The following is a 23,164-nucleotide window of genomic DNA, read 5'->3' as shown; positions in this document are numbered from 1 at the left end:
AAACCCTTTCACAAAAGTTCATCAATCGCCGCCGTTACGATTTGGAAGCGCTCGGCCCAGTCGCCGCGCACGGGCACCCAGTCGATTCCCCGCGTATCCAGCGCCTGCCGGAACCGGTCATAGATTTCCTGCCGCCGGTGACCCAGATCGCGCAGGCCGTCGGCCACCCAGGGCACATCAATGTCGAGCAGGAAATACCGGTCGAAAAGGACTTCTTTTTCTAGTTCAAACAGTACAGCCGGTGCCTCCCCGAGGTAGATTTCGGCGTACAGAATGGTGGTTATCACATCCGTATCACAGATCAGCACGCGACTGGCCGCTGATTCTGCCGCCCGAATGGCGGCGTTCTGCGCGTAGCCAATCCGTTCGTAGTCGGCCGGACTCAGTTCGTTCGACGTAATCAGGTCGCGGGCGACTTCCGGCACAAACACGGTCTGGTAATGAGCGGCCAGCTGGCGCGCCAGCGTTGTTTTTCCGACACTTTCCGGGCCGTACAGGCAGATGCGTTTCAAGGGTGTCGTCATGCGGCAACGCCGGAGTACCGGCGGTATTCCTGCGTGAAATGATAAACGCCGACCAGCGCCACCAGGCAGTAAACGGCGTATTCAATCCCGATCAGTTTCACGCCTTTGACAAAATACATGTAGGCACTGATCGCGTCCACCACCAGCCAGACGTACCAGGTTTCGACCTTTTTCTGAATCAGAAGATAGGTGGCGACAATGCTCAGAACCGACGTGAACGAATCCAGATACGGAAAGGCACTGGGCTTATTGAACAGCACCGGAAACCACTCGTGCAACCGTCCGGCAATTGCCCCGAACACGACCGTCGCGACCAGACTGCCCAGCACCGTCAGCATAAAATGCTGCGTCGAAAGCCGGGTCACGCGGAGTTCGTTGTGCCGGTCTTCCTCTCCCCGGGCCGGATTTTTCCAGCGCCACCAGCCGATCAGGTTGGTGATGAGAAAGAAGATTTGCAGAAACATATCCGGATACAGCTGAATCTGGTAAAAGATGAAAAAGAAAAGCGAGACGCTCACCACCCCGGCGGGCCAGCTCCAGACATTAGCGCGCACGGAAAGCCAGACGGCCAGCGCCCCAAAAACGGTCCCGAAGAATTCGAGGTAGCTCATCGGATACCCCAGAACGGTGAAGAAAATAGTGTCTATATTGAAAAAATGGCTCATGTTCAGGAATCCCGTTTGGGTGGTTCATCGGCGGTGGCACGGCGGCAACGGGCCGCCCGACGGTCGTGCCAGTACAGCTAGCGGTGTAGTTTCAAGCCCTGGTTTACGGCGCCCAGCGTCAGTTCCCGCACATCGCCTGGCTGCATGCCTTCGGCCGTCAGCGATTCAATTGACCAGCGCACCAGCCGGAGGGTCGGGAAGCCGACAGCGGCGGTCATTTTGCGCACCTGCCGGTTCTTTCCTTCGTGCAGCGTAATCGACAGCCAGGAGGTGGGAATGGCCGCCCGGTAGCGGATGGGCGGGTTGCGCGGCGGCAGCGGCGGCTCCTCGATCCGCACCGCCCGGGCCGGTAGCGTGTCGTACGGTTTTCCGTCAACGGAGATTGTCACGCCTTCCGACAACTGGCGACAGGCTTCGGCCGTAAGGTCGCCTTCCACCTGCACGTAGTACGTCCGCATGTGCCGGAACTTCGGGTTCAACAACCTATGGTTCAGTGCCTTATCACTGGTCAAAAAAAGCAATCCTTCACTATCCGCATCCAGCCGTCCGACGGGATACACGTCTTTGGCAAACGGGAAAGACAAATCCGCCAGCGTCGGCTTGTCCCCTTCCCGTGAAAACTGGGAAAGCATCAGGTAAGGCTTATAAATGAGGTAATACATCGTTTATTGATTGGTTGAATGATAGATGATTATGGGTTGAGTGGGTTCTGCCCCATCAGTCCATCACCCTATCGACCCATCAATCTCGGCCCAGACCGGCCCGTGGTCCGAATGGACGGCTTCCCGGTGGTGACCGGCGGCCCGGATGCGGTCTTTCAGCGTATCGGTCACGGAAATGTAATCGATACGCCAGCCTTTGTTGTTGGTCCGGGCACCGGCGCGGTAACTCCACCAGCTGTATTCCACGGCGTCCGGATTCTGGTGGCGAAAGGTATCGACAAAGCCCGCTTCAAACCATTTGGTCATCCAGGCGCGTTCTTCGGGCAGAAAGCCGGTCGTATGCCTGTTGCGCACCGGGTCGTGAATGTCCTTTTCGGTATGGGCAATGTTGTAATCCCCCACCACAATCAGGTTCGGGCGCTCCCGGCGTAACGCCTGCACGTATTCGAAGAAATCATCCAGAAACTGCATCTTGACCGACTGCCGCGCCTCGCCCGTTGTGCCGGAGGGAAAGTAGCAGTTGAGCAGCGTCAGGTTGCCGAAATCGGTGCGCAGAATGCGGCCTTCGCAGTCGTAGGCCGAAATGCCACAGCCCTGCACCACCCGGTCGGGTTTTTCTTTGGAAAACGTGGCGACGCCGCTGTAGCCTTTCTTTTCGGCCGAGTGCCAGTGGTAGCAGTAGCCGAGATCTTCCAGCGGCTTGAGGTCTACGACGTCGTGGGTAGCTTTCACTTCCTGAAAACAGAGAATGTCGTAGTTCTGCGCGCGGAGGTAATCGGTAAGGCCTTTGCTGAGGGCCGAACGGATGCCGTTGAGGTTGTAGGTCAGGAGGCGGAGTGAATTACTGGTCACTGGTTGAGTCATTCAGTTTTTATTGCTGCCTCGGGCAGTTTATCGATTTGGAAGTGCAATTTGCGAAGTTCCCTGTATTCCTGATAACATTGATCCGTTCAAATCGCTAGGATTTTCCCTTAAAACAAAAAAGACGCCGCTCCAAGCGGCGTCTTTGTATCCCCGGAAGTTATTCCGGGTTTTTATAGCACAAATTCCGACCTTTTACCGGAATGGCTTCCGGGGGTACTTATAGCGGGCCGGTCACCAGTTCGTCCTTTACCGGAACGGGCTTTTTGTCGCGGAACAGCAGGACAAAAATCACCAGTACCACCAGGGCAATGCCCGCGGGAATGAGCCATACCGTTTTCCAGTCGTTCGGGTAGGTTTTGTAGACGTAGTTCTGCACCATCGAACCGATGAACATACCCACGCCGTAGGTCGCCAGCGTAATCATGCCCTGGGCCGACGATTTGTAGCGTTCGCCCGCTTTCTGGTCGGTGTAAATCTGGCCGGTCACGAAGAAGAAGTCGTAGCAGATTCCGTGCAGCAGAATACCGAGCAGCAGCATCACCAGCGACTGGCTGCCGTAGGCAAACAGCAGGTAGCGGCTCGTCCAGGCCAGAATGGCGATGATGAGGATGTTTTTGACGCCCAGCCGCAGCAGAAACACCGGCAGCAGCAGCATGAACAGAATCTCGGAAACCTGCCCCCAGGTTTGCAGCGAACTGGGATTGCTGACGCCCGAATCGGTCAGGAACAGATTGGTCAGGTTGTAATAAAACGACAGCGGAATGCAGATCAGCAGCGAAGCGAGGAAGAAAATGGCGAAGGACCGGTCGCGGAACATCGAGAACGCATCCAGCCCGACAACCTGCGCAAACGAAGTACCCTGGCCTTTACCGCTGGGCGGCGTATTGGGCAGCGTGAAGGAATACAGACCCAGCGCCACCGAACCCACAACGCCGATCCAGAACAGATTGGCCGTCCCGGCGACGCCGAACAGATCGAGCAGGTAGCCCGACACGATCCAGCCGATGGTGCCCAGAACACGGATGGAGCCGAAGTCCTTTTCCGGGTTTCCGAGCTGGCGGAAAGCGACCGAGTTGGCGAGGGCCATCGTCGGCATGTACAGCATGTTGTAAAGCAGGATGACCCAGTAGAAGGTGTCGAAATCGTGCACGGTCGTCAGCCAGAAAAAGACGGCGGCTCCGAGCAGGTGCAAAACGCCCAGTACGCGCTGCGCCGGGAAGAATTTATCGGCAAACATGCCCACAAAAAACGGGGAAACGATGGCCGCAATGGCGTTGGTGGAATAGGCCGTCCCGATCTGGTCGGGTGCATTAAGTCCCTTGGCGACGTAGGTCCCCATCGGCACATACCACGAACCCCAAACGAGAAATTCCAGAAACATCAGCGCCGATAACCGAACGCGGGTCGAAAGGCTCATACGAGTTAAGACTGGTTAAGAAAAAATAATACTAAAGCCGAAATTAGCGTTTTTCGGTGAATATGAAAGGAAAAGAAACGCCCGCCGTTCACTCCCCGCCGCCTGCCCGAACCCGGTTTGACCTGCAACGTACTGATTCTGAAAAAAAAGGGTTAACTTCCCTTCTTTAACATTCCTATTCAAATGAAAAAACGCATTTTATTCGCTCTTTCGGCCGTTTTACTTTCGGCAGGAGCGTTTGCCCAGACGGTTGACGAGGTGGTCAACAAGCACATTGTCGCCGTCGGCGGAATGGATAAAATATCGGGCATCAAGTCGGTCCAGTACGAACAGACCATGTCGGTCATGGGCATGGAAATGACCGGCAAGACCACGGCCGTCGTGGGCAAATCGTCCCGGAGCGACATCACGGTCATGGGCCAGAACATGGTTACCGTTATCGACGGCGAAAGCGGCTGGATGATTAACCCCATGGCCGGCAGCAGCGACCCGCAGCCCATTCCGGCGGAGCAGGCGAAGTTCCAGAAGAGCAATACGGAGGTCACGGGCCTGCAGCTGGCCTACGCCAAAATCAACAAGTATCCGATGGAACTGGTCGGCAAGGAGCAGCTGAACGGCAAGGACGTGTTCAACATCAAGGTGACTCGGCCCGAAGCGACCGTCAACTTTTACATCAACGCGGGTGATTACCAGCTCGCGGGCACCAAAGCCGTGGTGCCGGTCCAGGGCCAGACCGCCGAGGTGAAGGCCAATTTCTCGAATTTCAAAGCTGTAGAAGGCGTTACGCTGCCCTTCAGCATCACGATGGAAGCCCCCGGCGCCCCCGCTCCCATCAACATGCAGGTGACCAAACTCACGCTGAACCCTACGGTAGACCCGGCCATCTTCAAAATGCCTGCTAAATAGGGAATGAAGAATTAAAAATTAAGAGTTAAAAGTTAAAAGCGGTCCGCCGCCGCGGTAAGGCTCCGCTGATTCAGGTTTCTGTTTCAGCGGAGCCTTACCGCGGCGGCGGACCGCTTTTAACTTTTAACTCTTAATTTTTAATTCTTCATTATTATTCGGCAAGTTTCAGTAGTTCGTTCAGCTTCAGCAGGGCCTCGATGGGGGTCAGGCGGTTGACGTCGATGTTGCGGAGTTTCTCCCGGATCAGTTCGGCCTTCGGGTCGCCGGCTTCGAAGATTTTGAGCGCCAGTTCGGGCTGCGGCTTGGGCGCTTCTCGGAGCTTCTCCCGGTTCACGTCCCGGATGGAGTCCTTTTCCAGTTGCTCCAGCACCTCGTTGGCCCGTTTGACGATTTCGCCGGGCATTCCAGCCATCTGCGCCACGTGGATTCCGAAACTATGTTCCGAGCCGCCTTCTTTTAGTTTTCGCAGGAAAATCACCTTGTTGCCCACCTCCTTCACTGCCACGTTGAAGTTTTTGATGCGCGGAAAATCGTTTGCCAGTTCGTTCAGTTCGTGGTAATGGGTGGCAAACAGCGTTTTGGGCCGGAACTGCGGGTGGTTGTGCAGGTATTCGGCAATTGACCAGGCAATCGAAACGCCGTCGTAGGTGCTCGTTCCCCGCCCGATTTCGTCCATCAGCAGCAGACTGCGGTTGCTCAGGTTGTTGAGGATGGAGGCCGTTTCGGTCATCTCCACCATGAACGTCGACTCGCCGCGGGAAAGGTTGTCGGAAGCGCCCACCCGCGTGAAAATCTTGTCTACCAGACCAATCTCGGCCGACGAGGCCGGAACGAACGAACCCGTCTGCGCCATGAGCACAATCAGGGCCGTCTGCCGCAGCAGCGCCGATTTGCCCGCCATGTTGGGGCCGGTGATGATGATGATCTGCTGGGTTTCGTCGTCCAGGTAAATGTTATTCGGAACGTACGGTTCGCCGGGCGGCAGTTGCTGCTCGATGACCGGATGCCGCCCGTCCTGGATATTCAACACGTTGGAGTCCGTCAGTTGCGGCTTCACGTAGCGGTTGCGCTGGGCTACCCGGGCGAAGGACGAAAGCACATCGAGCACCGACACCACGCGGGCGTTCTGCTGCACGGCCAGCGTGTATTCGCCCGCTGCCAGCACCAGTTCGTTGAACATCCGCTGCTCGATGGCGAAAATCTGGTCTTCGGCGTTCAGGATTTTGTCTTCGTATTCCTTCAGTTCGGGCGTGATGTACCGCTCGGCGTTCACCAGCGTCTGCTTGCGAATCCAGTCGTCGGGCACGCGGTCCTTGTGCGCGTTGGTGACTTCCAGATAATAGCCAAAAACCTTGTTGTACGCGATTTTGAGCGAGTTGATGCCCGTCCGCTGGACCTCGCGGTTCTGCAACTGCACGAGGTAATCCTTCCCCGAATAAGCCAGCGCATGGAGTTCGTCCAGCTCGGCATTGACGCCGGATTTGATCATGCCGCCCTGGTTGCTGACCGTCGGGGGATCGTCGCGCAGTTCGGCGTCGATGCGGTCGAGCAGGAAGGTGACGGGGTTGAGCTGGTCGGCGTATTTTTTCAGGGACGCGTGGTCGGGATGTTCGCTGAGGGCCGTAATCAGGTGTTCCTTCATCGGCAGAATGTGCTGGAGCGAGCGCTTGAGCTGCACCATCTCGCGCGGACTGGCCCGGCGCACGGCCACTTTGGAAATCAGCCGTTCGAGGTCGCCGATCTGCTTCAGGTGCTGAATCAGGGCGTCGAGCAGGTCGGCGTCGTCTTTCAGCATTTCGACCATGTTGAGGCGTTCTTCGATCAGCGCCCGGTCTTTCAGCGGCAGGCTGAGCCATTTCCGCAGCAGGCGCGCGCCCATCGGCGTCACAGTCTGGTCCAGCACCTGAATCAGGGGCACGCCTCCCTCCTGCTGCGCCTGCACCAGTTCGAGGTTGCGGATGGTAAAGCGGTCGAGCCAGACGTATTTGTCCTCCTCCAGCCGCGTCAGCCGGACGATGTGGGCCACGTCCTTATGCTCCGTTTCGTGCAGGTAATGCAGAATGACGCCCGCCGGAACGATGCCGTCCGTCAGTGCCTCCACGCCGAAGCCTTTGAGCGAATTGACCCGGAAGTGCTGGGTCAGCAGCGGGTACGAAAAGTCGTACTGGAACGCCCAGTCTTCGAGCGTGTAGGTGTGAAACTTATCGCCAAACAGTTCAGTAAATTCCTTGCGGTTCCGCTTGCAGTACAGCACCTCGGCGGGATTGAAGCTCTGCAGGAGCTTATCGACGTACGCTCCGTTGCCCTGCGCCACGAGAAATTCGCCGGTCGAAATATCGAGGAAGGAAATACCAAAGCGGTCCGGCCCGCCGAAATGCACCGCCGCGAGGTAGTTGTTGCGGCGCACGTCGAGCACGTTGTCGTTGAAGGACACGCCCGGGGTCACGAGTTCCGTCACACCGCGCCGGACGATGCCCTTGGCCACGGCGGGGTCTTCGAGCTGGTCGCAGATGGCCACGCGTTCGCCCGCCCGGACGAGTTTGGGCAGGTGCGTATCGAGCGAGTGATGCGGAAACCCGGCCAGTTCTTCCTGCGACCCGCCGTTGTTGCGCCGGGTGAGCGTGATACCCAGAATTTTGCTGGCCCGAATGGCGTCCTCGCCGAACGTTTCGTAAAAATCCCCCACGCGAAACAGGAGCAGCGCGCCGGGGTACTTGGCTTTTATCTGGTTATATTGCCGGTTGAGGGGCGTCTCTTTTACAACTCGGGGTGCTGTCGTGGTGGAAGCGGAACGTGCCATTCTTTCGATGTTTTTCCGCAGCTTTGCGCGGAAATTAAAGCCAAATTTACCGAAAAATGCCCAGAAAAATAAGCCTCGACGAGCTGGCCCGACTCTCCGTCGAAGAATTCCAGGCCGCCCCGAAATTCCCGTACTGCCTCCTCCTGGATGATATCCGCAGCCTCAACAACGTCGGGTCCGTGTTCCGGACGGCGGACGCCTTTCGCGCCGAGCACCTGTACCTCTGCGGCATCACGGGCACGCCGCCCCACCGCGACATTACCAAAACGGCCCTGGGCGCCACCGAGTCCGTGGCGTGGAGTCACGAACGGGATGTGGTGGCGCTTTGCCACCGGTTAAAAGCGGAAGGCTGGCAGATCGTCGCCGTCGAGCAGGCCGAAGGAAGTACTTTATTACAGAATTTTAGTCCTGAGCCAAACAAAAAGACCGCGTTTGTGCTTGGTAACGAAGTGACCGGCGTGCGGAATGAGGTGGTGGAGCTGGCCGATGTGGTGCTGGAAATTCCGCAGTTTGGCACCAAACACTCGCTCAACATTGCGGTCAGCGCGGGGATTATCTGCTGGGATTACCTGACAAAGCTTAACAAAAACTTAACATTTGGCTTTTGATTTTGCCGGTTTTTGTGTATTTGTTTGTAGATTTTTTTCAAATCCAATTCCACTATGAAAAAGGAGAAAAAAGCGCTGGCCACTAACCTTGGCGGCGTTCTGACTGCGAAACTAAGCGAAGCCGGCGAGCCTTCCAAGAAAGTTTTGAAAGCCATTACCAAAGCGGCCGAAGATCTGGCCGACAAGCTCACCAAGCTGAAGAAAAAAGAAGAAGCCAAAGCGAAGGAGAAATCCGAAAAGGCGAAAAAGAAAGAGGCCGCCAAGCTGAAGAAAGACGAGGTCAAAGCCAAAAAGAAAGGCAAAGATTCCTCGAAAAAGCAGGACAAACAGACAGTTCAGCCGTTAGCCGTCAACGCGCCCGTTGAAACCCCGGCGCTAGTGACCCCTGAAGGCGACGAAATCAGCACGCCGCAGACCACCGCGAGCCGGACCGCCCCCCGCAGCCGGACAGGCAAAGCCGCTTCGTCGGCCAATAACCAGGTACCCGCCTCTGTTGATTCATCCGATCCCGTCTGATGCCCGGATACGTTTTACAGAAGCAGCCTTTTGTCGTCCCTACCACGGACGGCAAACTCATTGAAGAGCACTTCGGACGGGCTTCGACCCACGGGGAAGGATTTAGCATCGCCCACATGGTGGCCCCGCCGCAGTGGTCGGAGCCGTTCCAGACGCCCGAGTTCGACGAAGTGACCATTCTCCTTTCCGGACAAAAACAAATCGAAGTGAACGGGGAACGTCTTGTCCTCCAACCGGGCGAAACGATCCTGATCCAGCGGGGTACACGGGTCCGCTACAGCAACCCGTTCGATGAACCCGCCGAGTACTGGTCGGTGTGCGTCCCGGCCTTTTCGCCGACGACCGTTCACCGCGAAGATTAAATTTTTCAAAAAAAGCACCGGCCTCTCTCCGGTGCTTTTTTCTTCTTTTGCCGCCTCCGACCGCCCATATGTCTGATAAATGCGGTTTCTTGCCTGCACATCACCTCTATTTAATTCTGTTTCGCGGATTAATATTCCATTAAAACGATAGAATTCAAAAAATTACCAGCCCAAATCCGGCCTTTTATTTGTCTATTAATTAGCTATTTCTGTTATTTGCAGAAGGAAACTTGTACTTAGAATGTCCGTTAAATCAGGCACTAAGGCATGAAGTTCTTTAGAAAAACGCCTCAGAATCCCGGCAAAGCAGACAGAAACCGCAGTCCTCTCTTACGTATCGCTGTTTTTTTGTCTGACTGACTGGATTTGAAAAGAAGGTTTGCCCCGGAGCATGGAGTCTTCAGCAAGCCGGTGTCTGACTAACGGACCGCTCAACCCACCTAACTCACAACGTTATGTCCAAGAAAACGATTAGCGCACTGGTTGTGCTGTCAGCCCTGGCGGTTATCGGAATCCTCAGTACGCAGGTGTTCTGGATCCGGAAGGCTTACGATCTTCGCGAGCGTCAGTTTGAACAAACCGTCACGGAGTCGCTGGAGGCTACCGCCCGGGATATTTCGGCTTCCCGTCCGGACAGCTGTACCAAGCTGGAAGCACAAATCGTACCACTTTCGTCGGCGTACTACCTCGTTAATCTGAACGTTCCGCTCGACACGAACCAGCTGGAGTACGCGCTCCGGACGCAGTTTCACCTTCACCACGTCATCACCGAATTTGAGTACGGGTATTTCGACCGGATGAACGGACGGGTCGTGTACGGCAGCATGACCAACGATCCGGCCCCGCTGCCTTCGGGCGATCTGGCGCTGCTGTCGGCCAATTCGCTCTACTCCAATTATTTCGTCGTCCGCTTCCCCAACCAGCGGCGTTACCTGACGCGGCAGCTCGACGGCTGGGCCCTGCTTTCCGCCATTGTCGCGATCATCATCGGCTTTTTCGGGTATGTGCTGTACCGCATGCTGCAGCAGAAACAGGTCTCGGAAATGCAGCGGGATTTCATCAACAACATGACCCACGAGTTTCAGACGCCCATTTCGGCGATTAAACTCGCCACCGACATTCTGGCCTCGCCCCGTACCTACGAACAGCCCGAGCGCATTCTGAAATACGTCAAAATGGTGCAGGAAGAGAACCAGCGCCTGCAACAACAGGTGGAAACGGTGCTGACCCTGGCCCGCACGGAGAAAAAAACGTTTACGCTCAAGACCGAGCCAATCGATGTTCACGACCTGCTGCGCTCCATCGCCGACCGGCACGAAGGGTATCTGACGCTGGACCTCCAGGCCCAGGCCTCCGTTCTGAAAGCCGATCGCCTGCACCTGACCAACGTGCTCTGCAACCTCCTCGACAACGCCCTCAAATATTCCCCGATTGACCCCCATATCCGCTTCCTGACCCGGACCATCGGCGACCAGCTGGTCATCATGATTGAAGACAACGGGATTGGCATCGCCCCGGAACATCAGGAGAAAATCTTCAACGCCTTCTACCGGGTTCCGGAAGGCAGTCAGCACTGCGTAAAAGGCTTCGGACTCGGTCTTAGCTACGTGCAGAAAATCGTGAAGGCACACCGCTGGAAACTCGACCTGGACAGCACCGTCGGAAAAGGCTCCACCTTCATCATCCGCGTTCCGCAAACCGCCCGCCAGCCCGAACCCCACAAAGTCCTCCGCCGGGTCTGGAAAACCGTACAAGTCCCCGCCTGAAAAGAATTAAGAGTTAAGAGTTAAGAGTTAAAAGTTAAAAGTTAAAAGTTAAAAGTAAGGCTCCGCTGATTCAGGTTTCTGTTTCAGCGGAGCCTTACTTTTAACTTTTAACTCTTAACTCTTAACTCTTAACTCTTTAACTGGTACTGCCGGAGGCGTAGTAGAGGCCGGCGACGGCTTTCTGGTATTTTGACTTTAGTTCTTCGAGTTTTACCTGCATGTCGATGAGCTTGGTTTCGCGGCTGTTGACCAGAAACAGGGTGCTTTCGCCCAGGTCAAACTTCTGCTGCTCGGCGCGAAGCAGCGTGCGCTGGTTCTGAACGGCGGTCTCCTGCACGGTGATCTGCCGCTCCAGCGCCTTGAGTTCATTGTAAGCGCCCGCCACGCCGTTGAGCACATCCCGGTTGGTCTGCTGCCGCTCTAGCGTCGTCTGCTGCGCTTTGATCTGCACCTGCCGCAGTTTGCCGCGTTCTTTCCGGAGGAAAAGCGGGAAGACAAAATCCACCCCGATTTTGTGGTTGTCCCAGGCGAAACCATACTTCGTCGGGCTTTCGGTGCTGAAGACGGGCGGACGGCTCAGCAGCCCCGCCGACAGGTTGATCTGGGGTTTCAGCAGTTCGCGGCGAAAGCGTTCCTCGACGGTCAGCTGGCGAAGTTTACCGTCCAGCTTCAGCAGTTCGGGATGAAATTCGCCGGCCCGCCGTTGCAGCCGCTCGACCACATCCAGCCCGATGGGCGCCAGATAGGCCGCCTGCGGAGCCGCCCGCTCCGGGAGTTCCAGCGGCTGGCCTTCCGGACTCCACAGGTAGGTTGACAAAATCAGCCGGGTGTTCTGCAACTGCACCAGCGCCTGTTCGAGCTGAACCTGCCGGTCCTGAACCGTGATTTTAGCCTCCACGGAATCAATCGTCGCCGCGTCGCCGATCAACGTCCGCTGCCGGACGGCCTGGAAGCGCGTATCCGCCAGGTCAAAACCTTCCTGGAGCAGCCGGACCTGCTGGCTGGCCAGATACCATTCCCAATAGTCCTTGGCGGCATCGAACCAGACCTTGTTGATCTGTTTGATCCGGTCGGCTTCGGCGATATTGACCATAAACTGCGCCTGCCGGAGCGTCGACCGACGGGCGTCGATGAGCATGCCCTGCCCTAGCGGTACGCTCAGGTTGATGCCGGCCAGTCCCACGTTGGTGGTCTGCTGCATGCGCGGCGTGTAGGGGCCGACAAACCGGTCGTAGGTCACTTTCAGGTCCGCGCCGCCCGACCAGACCGGCACTTTCAGCTCATTCGCCCAGTTGTTGTAATAATCAAGCCCGCCGAATTCCTTGCGGTCGAAGCCCGACGCCACTTTGGGATCGAAGGCGCCGCGTGCCTGCATCACTTCCTGACGCGCTTCTTCGGGAAGCAGCGCCGCCTGCCGGACAATGGGGTGATTCTTCAGGATCAGTTCCGCAAAATCGTTGAAGGAGAAAACCCGCGCCGAATCCGCTGTCTGCCCGGAAGCCGAAGAAGGAATGAACAATGAATAATGAATAATGAACAGGGCTACAGCCATCCAGCGGCCCGGCTTCCGTCGCTCATTTTTCATTGTTAATTTTTCATTTTTCATTTTTTGACCTTTCCTCCTTCCTCGATCTTTGGCTCCTGGTTGAGGCTCGGCGGGAAGCCGTTCAGCTGCCGCCAGATTTCATACCAGACGGGTACATCGTTGAGCATCACCCAGCCGTAAACGCCTGAGCCAAGCCGCAGCTGCTTCGGCCAGGACTGGTCATTGTCGGCGGGAGTAATCAGCAGCCGGTATTTCCCGTTCGGACTGTTGACAGCATCGATGACCGACACTTTTCCGCCGAAGGTTCCCACCGCCACCGAAGGCCAGCCCGAAAACTGGAGAGCCGGCCAGCCGTCGAACTCCAGCCGGACGGTGCGGCCCCGCTCGATCAGCGGCACATCGTTCGCGTTGACAAACAGTTCTACGGCCACCTGCGGCTCGGCGGGCTGAAGCGTCGCGATGGACTCGCCCTCCTTGATGGTCTCACCGATACCGGCTTTGGCCGCTTTGACAATGTACCCGTCCTGCGGTGCCCGGATGACGTACAGGCCGCGCCGTACGTCCACGCTGCTGATCTTGTTTTGTAGTTTGGCCAGCTCGGAGCGGGCATCGGCCAGATACGAAATGGCGGAACCGAGGTCCGACTGGGCTTTGGAAATCTTGTCCTGGTAATCGGCCTGTACCGAACTCAGTTCGATGCGGGCGTTGATCAGTTCGTTGCGCGAGATAGACAGCTTGTTTTCCTGCGAAATCACCTTGGCATAATCTTCCTGGAGCTTCAGCCGCCGGGTTTCTACGTCGGTCAGCGAAAAAAGCCCGTTTTTGTAGCCATTCTCAAAACGTTCCTGCCGGGTTTTGGCGATGACGTAGAAGCTACGGACGGCCACCACATCCGTGCTGTCGCTGGTCACTTTGAACTGCCCCTGCCGCACCTTGTTGCGGGCCGATTGCAGTTTGAAGGTAAGACCGTCTTTCAGGGCCGCGATCTGGCTGTTGAGCGCTTCGATCTTGGCCTGCGTGGCGACGATGCTGTTTTGCTTGGCCACCAGCTGTTCACGCAGGCGCTGCGGCAGATTCGGGTCAAAATATTCGTCCTTGATTTCGGAAATAACCGCCAGCGTGTCTCCTTTGCGCACCAGCTGGCCTTCCTGCACAAACCACTTGCTGATCTGGCCGGCAATGGCGTTCTGGATGGTCTGCGGGCGGTCCTGCGGCCGCAGGGCCGACACGAAGCCTTCCCCGTTGATGTTCTGCTGCCAGGGCAGAAACAGCGCCACCAGCATAATCAGCAGAATGCCCGTAAGCCACCGGGCGAAAATACGGCCCGTCCGGGGAGTCTGGAGCGTTTCCAGGGCTTCCAGCGGATATTTTTCTTCAAGGACGTCTTCGACGCGTTGTCTTGAAATATTAAGCATGGTTGGTTCTTGTTTCGATTATCTGGCCTTTGTCAAGCATCAATACCCGGTCGCAGGCGGCCATCACGATGGGGTCATTGGAAACAATCAGCAGGGACCACGGATTTGCCTTGTCGGTCAGAAAGGAAAGTACCTGCAGCCGTTCCGATTTATCCAGCACGGAAAGCGTATCCGTCAGCATCAGGATGCGCGGCCGGTGCACTACGCAGCGGGCCAGCACAATCCGGATCGACAGGCTCTCCGAAATCTGGTGATTGCCCGACAGCATCATGGTCTGAAGGCCGTCCGGCAAATGATTGACCGCCTCTGTCAGTCCCAGCGCATTCAGCGCCCACTGCACATCGGCGGGGTTGATTCCCGGGCGATCCAGGGTAATATTTTCGAGAATGGTCCCGTCGAACAGGGCGTCGTGCAGCGAATTCCGGCCGATCAGCTGCCGCAGGCTGCCCGCCTGCAGGTCGCGCAGCGAAAAGCCGTTGAAGGTAATACTGCCTTCGTACCCGTTGCGTTCCGCCGCCAGCAGCGAGGTTAAGGTGTGCTTGCCGGAATCGCCGGAACCGGTCAGACAAATCCGTTCGTGGGGCTGCAACTCAAAATTAATGTTTTTCAGCACCGGCGCCCCGCCGGATTCGTAGCTGTAGTTGAGGTCCGTTACTTTCAGCGTCAGCGCGTCCCGGACCAGCAGCGAATTGGCGTGCTGCCCGGCGGTCTTGCTTTCGTCGGTCACCAGCACGAATCCCTGCTCTTTCTCAAGGGGAAGGTCCGTCACCGTACCCAGCTTTTCGACGGCCGTCAGCAGGTCAAACACCACATCCACGTTCTGAATCAGCTTTTCCACGGACCCTACGACGAGAACGATAATCAGTTCCGAGGCCACAAACTGGCCGAGCGTGATCTGGCGGTCCACCACCAGCAGGGTGCCGAGAATAAGCAGACCGGCCGTCACGAGCGTTTTGAACGCCACCGCATTGCCGAAAAAACCAACCAGGACGCTGAAGTGTTTTTTCCGGTAAGCCAGGTAATTCTGCACCAGCCCGTCCATCTTCTGCACCGGCAGAGGCGAATCCCCGGCATGTTTGAAGGTACGCAGCGTGCGGGCAATGTCCTCCAGCCACTGGGCGACCTTATACTTATACTTCGACTCTTTCAGGCTGGTTTCCAAACCTTTAGGGCCGATCAGATAAATCATTCCTATAATAAGGAGAACCACGATCAGCCCGAAGACGATGAAGAACGGATGGTAAAACGAGAGCAGAATCAGGCCGAAAATGATCTGGAGCACCGCCGCCGTGATGTCGATCAGCAGTTTGGGCAGGGCTTTCTGGACGGACAGAATGTCAAAAAACCGGTTCATCAGTTCCGGCGGATAATACTCGGCCAGCGCTTCCGTCCGGATGTGGGGAATGCGGTACGTGAATTCAAAGGCCGCTTTGGCGAAAACCCGCCGCTGCAGCACTTCCACCAGCGTAATCTGGATGATTTGCAGAATACCGCTCACCAGCACCCCGGCGATCACCAGACCAATCAGCAGGTAAACCGAACTGAAAACCATGCCGCCCGAAATCAGGTTGATGATCGCCTGAATGCCCAGCGGCAGCGACAGACTAATCAGACCGACAACAATGGCGTACAGATAGATATAGTAGATGTCCCGTTTCTCGTTGCTCAGCAGACCCATTAGGCGCTGAAACGGCGTGAGTGGGGGTTGATCCAAAGCAGAAGTGATCTGTTTACTCATAAGACATCAAGCTTTTACAAGCTTCTTCCAAACAAGATTAACTGGCATAAATTTAAGACTTTCACCAGTAAAAGTAAAACTTTTATTTTTGATTTTCTCCAACACCTCTGTGTCGTTCATTCTCCAGACACAGAAATGTAAGCCAGCGAGGAAGATATGCCGCCAGAAAGAGCCGGTTTCAGGCCTGCGGAGGGGGTGGGGTTATTTCCGGATGATGCAGAAGCACCAGCGAGGCGGTTTCGCGCAGAAACGTCTGCTGCGGCAGGCCGGTCAGGAGCGAAGGACCCGAAGCGTACGTCGTCGGTGGATAGTATTCTTTCTCAAAGGGTTGCGACTCGTCGTCGGCGTCGGGTTCATCCTGTTCGGGAACGGCATTATCGCACTGCAGCCACTTTTCGAGAATAATCTCAAAGACGTTTTCCATCTCGTTCACCGCCACATTCTCCCATTGGCTGGCCGGGGCGCCTGCCTGCGGGTAGTCGGGCGCATTGACGCTAAAGTTGAGGACGTGAATCGCCAACAACCAGCAGAGCAACCGCCGAAAGAATATGTGGAGCGTCTTGGGCTTCATGACCTTTGTAAGGCAAAACTAGCAAAATACGTTCCGTTCATACGAGGGTAAACATAAATTTAACCGTGAAAACTACTCAAAGATACGCAGAACGGCGCCGCTCGGCCAGGCGGCCTTATTAGGCTTTCGGGAAAATAAGTAAGCTCTCTAAGCCGGTAGAATACAGCTTTTTCGTACTTTTGAATCTTAGCCGGAGAACATTATTTAGCCAAATGATGCAACGGCTTTCATTACCAACCCTGTAGTATTCTTCTGCCTTATGTTATCAAAAAGATTTTCGCCTGCCTCCTGCCTGCGCCTCTTGCTGGTGGCCGGTTTTCTGGCCCTGAGTGTCGGCTGGACGGTGGCACAAACTCCGCAAAAGCGTGTCCTGGTCTTTTCGAAGACCAAGGGCTTCCGCCACGCTTCGATTCCGAAGGGTAGACTGGCTCTCCTGAAGCTGGGCCAGGAAAACGGTTTCGCCGTCGACACGACCGAAGATGCTTCCCGTTTTACGGAGGCGAGCCTCAAGCGTTACCATGCCGTTATTTTCCTGAGCACGACGGGCGATGTCCTGAATCCGGAGCAGCAGGCAGCCTTCGAACGGTACATTCAGGCGGGCGGCGGTTATGTGGGCATCCATGCCGCGGCGGATACCGAATACAACTGGCCCTGGTACAACCAGTTGGCCGGTGCCTACTTCCTGAGTCACCCCAAACAGCAGAATGCCGAAATCGAGGTGGTGGACAAAACCCACATCTCGACCAAAATGCTGCCCGACCGCTGGAAACGGTTCGACGAATGGTACAACTACAAAAGCATTGTGCCGGGCCTGAAAGTGCTGGCCAAACTGGACGAAAAAACCTATGAGGGCGGCAAAAACGGGGATAACCACCCGATTGCCTGGTACCGCGAGTTCGACGGCGGAAAATCGTTCTACACAGGTGGCGGCCATACCGACGAGTCCTTTGACGAGCCGCTGTTCCTCCAGCACGTCCTGGGCGGCATTAAATACGTCATGGCCGAGCGCCTCGACTATGGAAAAGCCCACTCGATGCTGCCGCCGGAAGAAAACCGGTTTACCAAGAACGTCCTGATGGAAAAGCTCGACGAACCGACCGAAATGGTGGTGCTGGATAACGGCAAAATCATCTTCACGGAGCGGAAAGGGGCGGTCAAGATGTACGATACGAAGAAGAAAACCAGCAAGGTGGTCGCCAACGTGCCCGTCCACTTTGATCGGGAATACGGCCTGATGGGCATCAACATCGACCCCAAATTCAACGAGAACAAGTGGGTGTACCTGTACTACTCGGCCGTGAAGCCGGATTCCAACAACCGCCTGGTGCGGGTGAAATGGGATGACGCCAAAGACGAACTGCTGCTGAATACCGAGCAGCTCATTCTGACCGTGGCCGAACACCGGACCTACGACAAGGACGACTGCTGCCATACGGGCGGCTCCATTGCCTGGGACCGTCAGGGCAACCTGTACCTGTCGACCGGCGACAACACCAACCCGTTCTTCTCCAACGGCTTCTCCCCGAGCGACGACCGTCCGAACCGCCGGAAGTACAACGCCCTGGTTTCGTCCAGCAACACGGCCGACCTGCGCGGCAAAATTCTGCGCATCAAGCCCCGCGCGGAAGGCGGCTACGACATTCCGGAAGGCAATCTCTTCCCGAAAGGCACGCCGAACGCGCGTCCGGAGATTTACGTGATGGGCAACCGTAACCCCTACCGGATTTCGGTGGACCAGCACACGGGCTTCCTCTACTGGGGCGAAGTTGGTCCGGATGCGGGGGAAAACAACGATAAACGGGGTCCTCGCGGTCACGACGAAATCAACCAGGCCCGCAAAGCCGGCTACTTCGGCTGGCCGCTGTTCGTCGCCGACAACAAGCCGTACCGGCAGTACAACTTTGCCGACAGCACGTCGGGGGCCTTCAACGACCCGATGAAGCCGATCAACTACTCGACCCAGATCAAGGGTCTGAAGGAGCTGCCGCCCGCGCAGAAAGCGTTCATCTACTACCCGTACGCCGAGTCGCCCGAGTTCGGTGATATTGTCGGCAAAGGCGGCCGGAACGCGATGGCGGGTCAGGTTTACTACTACGACGATTACGCCGACAGCCCGGTGAAGTTCCCGAAATACTACGACGGCAAACTGTTCGCCTACGAATGGATGCGCGGCTGGATCAACCCGGTCACGATGGACAAGGAGGGTAATTTTGTGAGCATGGAGCGCTTCATGGGCAACACCTCGTTCAACCACCCGATGGACATGCAGTTTGCCAAGGACGGCTCGCTGTACATGCTCGAATACGGCAGCAACTGGTTCGCCCAGAACGATGACGCCCGGCTGGTGCACATCACCTACAATGCCGGAAACCGCCCGCCGGTGGCCTTCATCAACGCCAGCAAAGCCGTTGGCGCCGCCCCGCTGGCCGTGAAATTCGACAGCAAAGGAACCGTTGACTACGACAACGACGCCCTGAAGTACGAGTGGACCTTTGGCAAAGGCTTACCGAAAAGCACCCAGCCGAGCCCCAGCTTTACGTTCACCAAACCCGGCGTTTACCAGGCGATGCTGAAAGTAACCGACGCCAAAGGCAGCGTGGCTACCCGCACCATCGAAATCAAGGTTGGGAACGAAGTGCCGAAGGTAGAAGTGGCCGTAAAAGGCAACCGGACGTTCTACTTCGGCGAAAAGCCGGTGGATTACGAAGTCAAAGTGGCCGATAAGGAAGACGGCACACTGGCAGCGGGCAAAATCAAGCCCGAAGACGTAACGGTGACCATCAACTACATGGAAGGCTTCGACAAAGCCGCCCTCGCGCAGGGCCACCAGGTAAACACCGGCTTCGCGACGGGTCGCCGCCTGATTGAATTGTCGGACTGCAAAGCCTGTCACAGCATCGACCAGAAATCCATCGGACCGGCTTACCTCGCCGTGGCCGACAAGTACGCGAAAGAACGCCGCGCCGCGGTTGTGAACCAACTCGCCAAGAAAGTAATTACGGGCGGCTCGGGCGTCTGGGGCGAACAGGCCATGAGTGCCCACCCGCAGCTGAAAGAAGACGAAGCCAAGGAAATGGTGAGCTACATTCTGTCGCTGGGCGACAAGAAGAAAGTAGAGAAGCAGCCGCTGAAAGGCTCGTACGTGACCAAAGCGAAAGAGAAAGAAGGCTCGTACGTCATTATGGCCAGCTACACCGACCAGGGCAGCAGCGTCATTGGTCCGCAGACGGGCACCTCGACGCTGGTCCTCCGCAGCCCGAAAGTAAAAGCGGCGGCGTACGACGACAGCAAAGCCACGGTGAAGTTCAAGCGGCCGAACGGCAGCGAATTGGTAGTCGGAACGCAGCATAACAGCTACGTAGCGTTCAACGACATCGACCTGACGGGCATCCGCAGCCTGGAGGTCAGCGTCTTCTCGACGGCCCAGCATACGGGCGGCAAACTCGAAGCCCGACTGGACTCCCCGACCGGCCCGCTGCTGGGCGAAGCCGAAGTTAAAGCCGGTCAGACCACGCCGGTTTCGATCGAATTGCGCAACGCAAGTTCAACGCCGCGGAAACTGTACCTGGTCTTTGCCAATCCGAACGCGGGCAACAAGCCGCTGTTTGCAATGGAGTCGGTGCAGTTCAATGCCTTGAATTTGTAATCGGAGCATTTTGATAAGGAAAAGCCGGGCCGCGAGGTCCGGCTTTTTTTATGACAGTAGAATCAAGGCGGCCTTTGTTTTTACGATAAATTCGGTCCTGTATCCTTATGAAATCCTTCCTCCTCTCCGTGCTGGCAACGGCAACTTTAACCGGCTTCCTGCTCCAACCGGCCAAAAAGCCCACCGCCCTCTTCAACGGCAAAAACTTCCACGGCTGGACGGGCGATACAGTGAACACCTGGCGGGTTGAAGACGGGGCTATCGTCGGGGGCTTTGCCGATAAAATGGTGCCGCATAACGACTTTCTGACCACCGCCCGCCCTTACGGCAATTTTATCCTCCGCTTACAATTCAAACTGACGGGCACGAAAGGCTTTGTCAACGGCGGGGTGCAGTTCCACAGCAAACGCCACACCAAGCCGGCTTACGAAATGATTGGCTACCAGGCCGACATCGGCGATAAATACTGGGGCTGCCTCTACGACGAATCCCGGCGGGATAAGGTGCTCGCCCGCCCCGACTCCGCCCAGGCGCTGAAGTGGGTTAAGCTGAACGACTGGAACCAGTACGAAGTCCGCAGCCAGAACGGCCGCATTCGACTGACGCTCAACGGCCACCCGACGGTCGATTATACCGAGCCCGACAAGTCCATTCCGCAGTCGGGGCTGATCGGCCTACAGGTCCACGGCGGGGGCATTACGCAGATTCGCTACCGGAACATTACGATTGAAGAACTGGAGGGAACGAATTAAAAATGACGAATGACGGCTCTGCGTGGAGATTGCTTCCCTGCGAAGCCGTAATTCGTAATTTTTTTATTGCCATCAAGCCACGGCCTTCCGGCTCACCGCCCAGGCCAGCAGCAGCATACCGATTCCGGAGATCGCCAGCCCGCCCGATTCCCGTGCCAGTTCGACGTTCAGGGTCTTCATGCCCATTTCGTTCAGCAGGAATCCCTCGAAAGCGGGGGGCCACTGGAAATACGCCGCTACCAGATAAATAACGGCCATCCCGGCAAAGAACCACGGCTTGCCGATGCGCAGATACCCCAGCACGCAGGCCACCACGCCAAACAGGTAAATGGGAACCCACACTTCCGGATCGGGGTCGTTGTACTGAAGGGCGGCGGAAATCAGAAAAAGAATACCGAAAATAACGGCGATAATTTTATTCATAAAGCAATCGGAATTCGGAATAAGAACCGGTTAACAGCCAAAGTTCGTCAATCCGGAAAGCTACTTTCATGACTTTCGCCTCCCGGAGGCCTGACTTTTCACTGGCAATACTGCTGAATGAAGGCTGCCGCGTCGGCGTAGCCAAGTTTCTGGGCCTGTTTGAGGCTCAGGCAGCCTGCTTCACGCTGCTCGGTCATGATCTGGGTTACGCCCAGCGCGTTGAACGCCTTCCCGAACTTCGGGTCCAGTTGAACGGCTTTCGTGAAGTCCTGGAGGGCAGCCGGGTACTCTTCCTGCTGGAAGCGAATGTTGCCCCGGTTAAAAAAGCCGAACGCGTTGCCCGCATCGAGCTGGATGGTTTTTTCGAAATCCGCCATCGCCGACGGCAGGTTACCCATCTGGGCGAAGAGCTGGCCGCGGTCGAGGTAGATGTCGGCCGTGTCAGGTGCCAGCCGGATGGCATCGGCATAATCTTTCAGGGCCTCGTTGGCGTTGCCCTGGGCTACTTTCAGCTTCGCCCGGTTGTAGTAGGGCTGGTAGAAATCGGGCTTCAGGCGGATGGCCTGTTCGTAATCGAGCAGGGCGTTGGCGTATTCTTTCGATTCAAAATAAGCGACCCCGCGGGTATTGAACGCCTGGTAGTTCTCATTATTCGCCTCGATGGCCTGGTTCAGGGGCTGAATGGCGTCCCGGAATTTGCCCTGCCGCATCAGCGTGCGCCCTTCTTCCAGTTTAGCGTCGGACGAGGTGCAGGAAAAGAGGGTCAAACCAAAGAGAAGTCCGAGAATCACACGGAGGGCACCGAGAATCTTTGTTTTCTCCGCGTAACGCTCTGTTCTCTCTGTATTTAGCTTTATTTCGCTCATCAGCTTTTTCATTTTTTCGACAAAAATACGCTCCACCGCTTGATTTCCGGCATAATTCCGCTACTTTTGCATCGGCAAATCGGTGCTACCAGCTCCTGCTGAATCCCCCAGGTCTTGACCGAAGCAAGGGTAGGTGGTTGAGCGGTGAGACACTCGGTTTGCCATTTTTTTTGCCCTTTCGGGCCGACCGCCCGTCTCCCATCCGCCTTTTTCCGATTCGCCGCTTCGCCCGGATTGTCCGCCCCCGACAACCCTGCAGCGTTCCCGCGCCGATGCCATTCAATCGATTGCCGCGAAGTAATTTCAACCTGCCCGAAAAAAACCAAACGAGTCCGGCGAGATTCTCTATTTTTGCGGGGAGTTCTGCCATTCTGCGAACCCGTACTCTTTGTAATTTTTAGCTCCAATGAAATTTTTCATCGATACCGCTAACCTGAACGACATCCGCGAAGCTCAGGAACTTGGCGTCCTGGACGGCGTAACGACCAACCCCTCGCTCATGGCCAAAGAAGGCATCACGGGCAAAGACAACGTCATGAAGCACTACAAAGCCATCTGCGACATCGTGGACGGCGACGTGAGCGCGGAGGTAATCGGCACTACCCTCGACGAAATGATCCGCGAAGGCGAAGAACTGGCCGAGCTGGACGAGAAGATCGTCGTGAAGATTCCCATGATCAAAGACGGCGTGAAGGCGCTGAAATATTTCTCCGAAAAAGGCATCCGGACCAACTGCACGCTGATCTTCTCGGCGGGTCAGGCCCTGCTGGCCGCCAAAGCCGGTGCCTCGTACGTCTCACCTTTCGTGGGCCGTCTGGACGACGTTTCTACCGACGGAGTTGCCCTCATTGAGCAGATTGTGACCATCTACCGCAATTACAGCTACGGCACGGAAGTGCTGGCGGCCTCCATCCGTCACCCGATGCACATCATCCAGTGCGCCGAAGTAGGTGCCGACGTGATGACCGGCCCGCTGAGCGCCATCACCGCCCTGCTCAACCATCCGCTGACCGACATCGGCCTCGCCAAGTTCCTGGCCGACCACAAGAAAGCCGCCCTGTAGTTTTGAATTAAGAATTATGAGTTAAGAATTAAAAGCGGTCCGCCGCGGCGGTAG

Annotated in this window: 20 protein-coding genes; 8 read left to right on the top strand and 12 right to left on the bottom strand. The window is 56.4% G+C overall.

All coding sequences use genetic code 11. From position 1 onward, the window contains the following. Window positions 1-8 precede the first annotated feature (8 nt). From ORG26_RS20270 to ORG26_RS20250, 5 genes are all read right to left on the bottom strand, one after another. The gene (locus ORG26_RS20270; RefSeq protein WP_266365055.1) at window positions 9-524 is read right to left on the bottom strand and encodes an ATP-binding protein; all 516 of its coding nucleotides are present in this window, start codon (window positions 522-524) and stop codon (window positions 9-11) included. Then, complete coding sequence (pnuC, locus tag ORG26_RS20265; RefSeq protein WP_266365053.1) at window positions 521-1,189, bottom strand: nicotinamide riboside transporter PnuC; 669 nt, start codon at window positions 1,187-1,189, stop codon at window positions 521-523. Before pnuC ends, ORG26_RS20270 begins: the two co-directional genes overlap by 4 nt. A gap of 77 nt (window positions 1,190-1,266) precedes the next feature. Further along, complete coding sequence (locus ORG26_RS20260) at window positions 1,267-1,851, bottom strand: pseudouridine synthase (protein ID WP_266365051.1); 585 nt, start codon at window positions 1,849-1,851, stop codon at window positions 1,267-1,269. A gap of 63 nt (window positions 1,852-1,914) precedes the next feature. Further along, window positions 1,915-2,703, bottom strand: coding sequence for an exodeoxyribonuclease III (locus tag ORG26_RS20255; protein WP_266365049.1), 789 nt, complete (start codon window positions 2,701-2,703; stop codon window positions 1,915-1,917). A 229-nt stretch (window positions 2,704-2,932) separates the two neighbouring features. After that, window positions 2,933-4,132: an MFS transporter gene (locus tag ORG26_RS20250; RefSeq protein WP_266365047.1), complete on the bottom strand. Its 1,200-nt coding sequence runs from the start codon at window positions 4,130-4,132 to the stop codon at window positions 2,933-2,935. Between the two features lie 183 nt (window positions 4,133-4,315). On the opposite strand from ORG26_RS20250, the gene ORG26_RS20245 reads away from it, so the two are divergent. Then, window positions 4,316-5,038: a DUF4292 domain-containing protein gene (locus tag ORG26_RS20245; RefSeq protein ID WP_266365045.1), complete on the top strand. Its 723-nt coding sequence runs from the start codon at window positions 4,316-4,318 to the stop codon at window positions 5,036-5,038. Window positions 5,039-5,189: 151 nt separating this feature from the next. On the opposite strand, the gene mutS is transcribed toward ORG26_RS20245, so the two are convergent. Then, complete coding sequence (mutS, locus tag ORG26_RS20240) at window positions 5,190-7,838, bottom strand: DNA mismatch repair protein MutS (RefSeq protein ID WP_266365043.1); 2,649 nt, start codon at window positions 7,836-7,838, stop codon at window positions 5,190-5,192. Window positions 7,839-7,894: 56 nt separating this feature from the next. Between mutS and ORG26_RS20235 the strand changes: the two genes are divergently transcribed. The 4 genes from ORG26_RS20235 (at window position 7,895) to ORG26_RS20220 (ending at window position 11,090) form a co-directional block, all read left to right on the top strand. Further along, window positions 7,895-8,446 (top strand): RNA methyltransferase, encoded by a 552-nt coding sequence (locus ORG26_RS20235; RefSeq protein ID WP_266365041.1) that lies wholly within the window; start codon window positions 7,895-7,897, stop codon window positions 8,444-8,446. A gap of 54 nt (window positions 8,447-8,500) precedes the next feature. Beyond that, entirely contained in the window at window positions 8,501-8,962 is a 462-nt protein-coding gene (locus tag ORG26_RS20230) for a hypothetical protein (protein ID WP_266365039.1), read from the top strand. Further along, window positions 8,962-9,324 (top strand): cupin domain-containing protein, encoded by a 363-nt coding sequence (locus ORG26_RS20225; RefSeq protein WP_266365037.1) that lies wholly within the window; start codon window positions 8,962-8,964, stop codon window positions 9,322-9,324. Before ORG26_RS20230 ends, ORG26_RS20225 begins: the two co-directional genes overlap by 1 nt. A gap of 455 nt (window positions 9,325-9,779) precedes the next feature. Further along, window positions 9,780-11,090, top strand: coding sequence for a sensor histidine kinase (locus ORG26_RS20220; protein ID WP_266365035.1), 1,311 nt, complete (start codon window positions 9,780-9,782; stop codon window positions 11,088-11,090). Window positions 11,091-11,226: 136 nt separating this feature from the next. Here the strand turns inward: ORG26_RS20220 and ORG26_RS20215 are convergent, their stop codons facing one another. The 4 genes from ORG26_RS20215 to ORG26_RS20200 all read right to left on the bottom strand — a co-directional run bounded on the left by ORG26_RS20215 (window position 11,227) and on the right by ORG26_RS20200 (window position 16,360). Further along, complete coding sequence (locus tag ORG26_RS20215) at window positions 11,227-12,675, bottom strand: TolC family protein (RefSeq protein ID WP_266365033.1); 1,449 nt, start codon at window positions 12,673-12,675, stop codon at window positions 11,227-11,229. A gap of 17 nt (window positions 12,676-12,692) precedes the next feature. Continuing rightward, window positions 12,693-14,051: an HlyD family secretion protein gene (locus ORG26_RS20210; protein WP_266365031.1), complete on the bottom strand. Its 1,359-nt coding sequence runs from the start codon at window positions 14,049-14,051 to the stop codon at window positions 12,693-12,695. Then, on the bottom strand, window positions 14,044-15,765 hold the full coding sequence (locus tag ORG26_RS20205) for a peptidase domain-containing ABC transporter (RefSeq protein ID WP_266365029.1): 1,722 nt from the start codon (window positions 15,763-15,765) through the stop codon (window positions 14,044-14,046). Before ORG26_RS20205 ends, ORG26_RS20210 begins: the two co-directional genes overlap by 8 nt. A 202-nt stretch (window positions 15,766-15,967) precedes the next feature. Next, window positions 15,968-16,360: a hypothetical protein gene (locus ORG26_RS20200; RefSeq protein ID WP_266365027.1), complete on the bottom strand. Its 393-nt coding sequence runs from the start codon at window positions 16,358-16,360 to the stop codon at window positions 15,968-15,970. A 259-nt stretch (window positions 16,361-16,619) separates the two neighbouring features. Here ORG26_RS20200 and ORG26_RS20195 point away from each other — a divergent pair, with 259 nt between their 5' ends. Next, the gene (locus tag ORG26_RS20195; RefSeq protein ID WP_266365025.1) at window positions 16,620-20,006 is read left to right on the top strand and encodes a ThuA domain-containing protein; all 3,387 of its coding nucleotides are present in this window, start codon (window positions 16,620-16,622) and stop codon (window positions 20,004-20,006) included. A 107-nt stretch (window positions 20,007-20,113) separates the two neighbouring features. Next, window positions 20,114-20,758 (top strand): 3-keto-disaccharide hydrolase, encoded by a 645-nt coding sequence (locus ORG26_RS20190; protein ID WP_266365023.1) that lies wholly within the window; start codon window positions 20,114-20,116, stop codon window positions 20,756-20,758. A gap of 72 nt (window positions 20,759-20,830) precedes the next feature. Here ORG26_RS20190 and ORG26_RS20185 read toward each other — a convergent pair whose 3' ends face one another. Together ORG26_RS20185 and ORG26_RS20180 are read right to left on the bottom strand one after the other, a co-directional pair. Then, window positions 20,831-21,181 carry a transmembrane 220 family protein gene (locus ORG26_RS20185; protein WP_266365022.1) on the bottom strand — a complete coding sequence of 117 codons (351 nt, stop codon included), beginning with the start codon at window positions 21,179-21,181 and terminating at the stop codon, window positions 20,831-20,833. Window positions 21,182-21,279: 98 nt separating this feature from the next. Further along, the gene (locus ORG26_RS20180) at window positions 21,280-21,972 is read right to left on the bottom strand and encodes a tetratricopeptide repeat protein (protein WP_266365020.1); all 693 of its coding nucleotides are present in this window, start codon (window positions 21,970-21,972) and stop codon (window positions 21,280-21,282) included. A 481-nt stretch (window positions 21,973-22,453) separates the two neighbouring features. Here ORG26_RS20180 and fsa point away from each other — a divergent pair, with 481 nt between their 5' ends. After that, a complete protein-coding gene (gene fsa, locus ORG26_RS20175) occupies window positions 22,454-23,110 on the top strand; it encodes a fructose-6-phosphate aldolase (protein WP_266365018.1) in 657 nt (218 codons plus the stop codon). Window positions 23,111-23,164: the final 54 nt, after the last annotated feature.

Origin of the sequence: Tellurirhabdus rosea, assembly GCF_026278345.1 — a bacterium.
GTDB classification, from domain to species: Bacteria; Bacteroidota; Bacteroidia; order Cytophagales; family Spirosomataceae; genus Tellurirhabdus; species Tellurirhabdus rosea.
This window is presented reverse-complemented; position numbering and strand designations above follow the sequence as displayed.

Coding starts and splice junctions, on each gene's coding strand:
- ORG26_RS20270 (WP_266365055.1), bottom strand. CDS start 524: ATGACGACACCCTTGAAACGCATCTGCCTGTACGGCCCGGAAAGTGTC.
- pnuC (WP_266365053.1), bottom strand. CDS start 1,189: ATGAGCCATTTTTTCAATATAGACACTATTTTCTTCACCGTTCTGGGG.
- ORG26_RS20260 (WP_266365051.1), bottom strand. CDS start 1,851: ATGTATTACCTCATTTATAAGCCTTACCTGATGCTTTCCCAGTTTTCA.
- ORG26_RS20250 (WP_266365047.1), bottom strand. CDS start 4,132: ATGAGCCTTTCGACCCGCGTTCGGTTATCGGCGCTGATGTTTCTGGAA.
- ORG26_RS20245 (WP_266365045.1), top strand. CDS start 4,316: ATGAAAAAACGCATTTTATTCGCTCTTTCGGCCGTTTTACTTTCGGCA.
- mutS (WP_266365043.1), bottom strand. CDS start 7,838: ATGGCACGTTCCGCTTCCACCACGACAGCACCCCGAGTTGTAAAAGAG.
- ORG26_RS20235 (WP_266365041.1), top strand. CDS start 7,895: ATGCCCAGAAAAATAAGCCTCGACGAGCTGGCCCGACTCTCCGTCGAA.
- ORG26_RS20230 (WP_266365039.1), top strand. CDS start 8,501: ATGAAAAAGGAGAAAAAAGCGCTGGCCACTAACCTTGGCGGCGTTCTG.
- ORG26_RS20225 (WP_266365037.1), top strand. CDS start 8,962: ATGCCCGGATACGTTTTACAGAAGCAGCCTTTTGTCGTCCCTACCACG.
- ORG26_RS20220 (WP_266365035.1), top strand. CDS start 9,780: ATGTCCAAGAAAACGATTAGCGCACTGGTTGTGCTGTCAGCCCTGGCG.
- ORG26_RS20215 (WP_266365033.1), bottom strand. CDS start 12,675: ATGAAAAATGAGCGACGGAAGCCGGGCCGCTGGATGGCTGTAGCCCTG.
- ORG26_RS20210 (WP_266365031.1), bottom strand. CDS start 14,051: ATGCTTAATATTTCAAGACAACGCGTCGAAGACGTCCTTGAAGAAAAA.
- ORG26_RS20200 (WP_266365027.1), bottom strand. CDS start 16,360: ATGAAGCCCAAGACGCTCCACATATTCTTTCGGCGGTTGCTCTGCTGG.
- ORG26_RS20195 (WP_266365025.1), top strand. CDS start 16,620: ATGTTATCAAAAAGATTTTCGCCTGCCTCCTGCCTGCGCCTCTTGCTG.
- ORG26_RS20190 (WP_266365023.1), top strand. CDS start 20,114: ATGAAATCCTTCCTCCTCTCCGTGCTGGCAACGGCAACTTTAACCGGC.
- ORG26_RS20185 (WP_266365022.1), bottom strand. CDS start 21,181: ATGAATAAAATTATCGCCGTTATTTTCGGTATTCTTTTTCTGATTTCC.
- fsa (WP_266365018.1), top strand. CDS start 22,454: ATGAAATTTTTCATCGATACCGCTAACCTGAACGACATCCGCGAAGCT.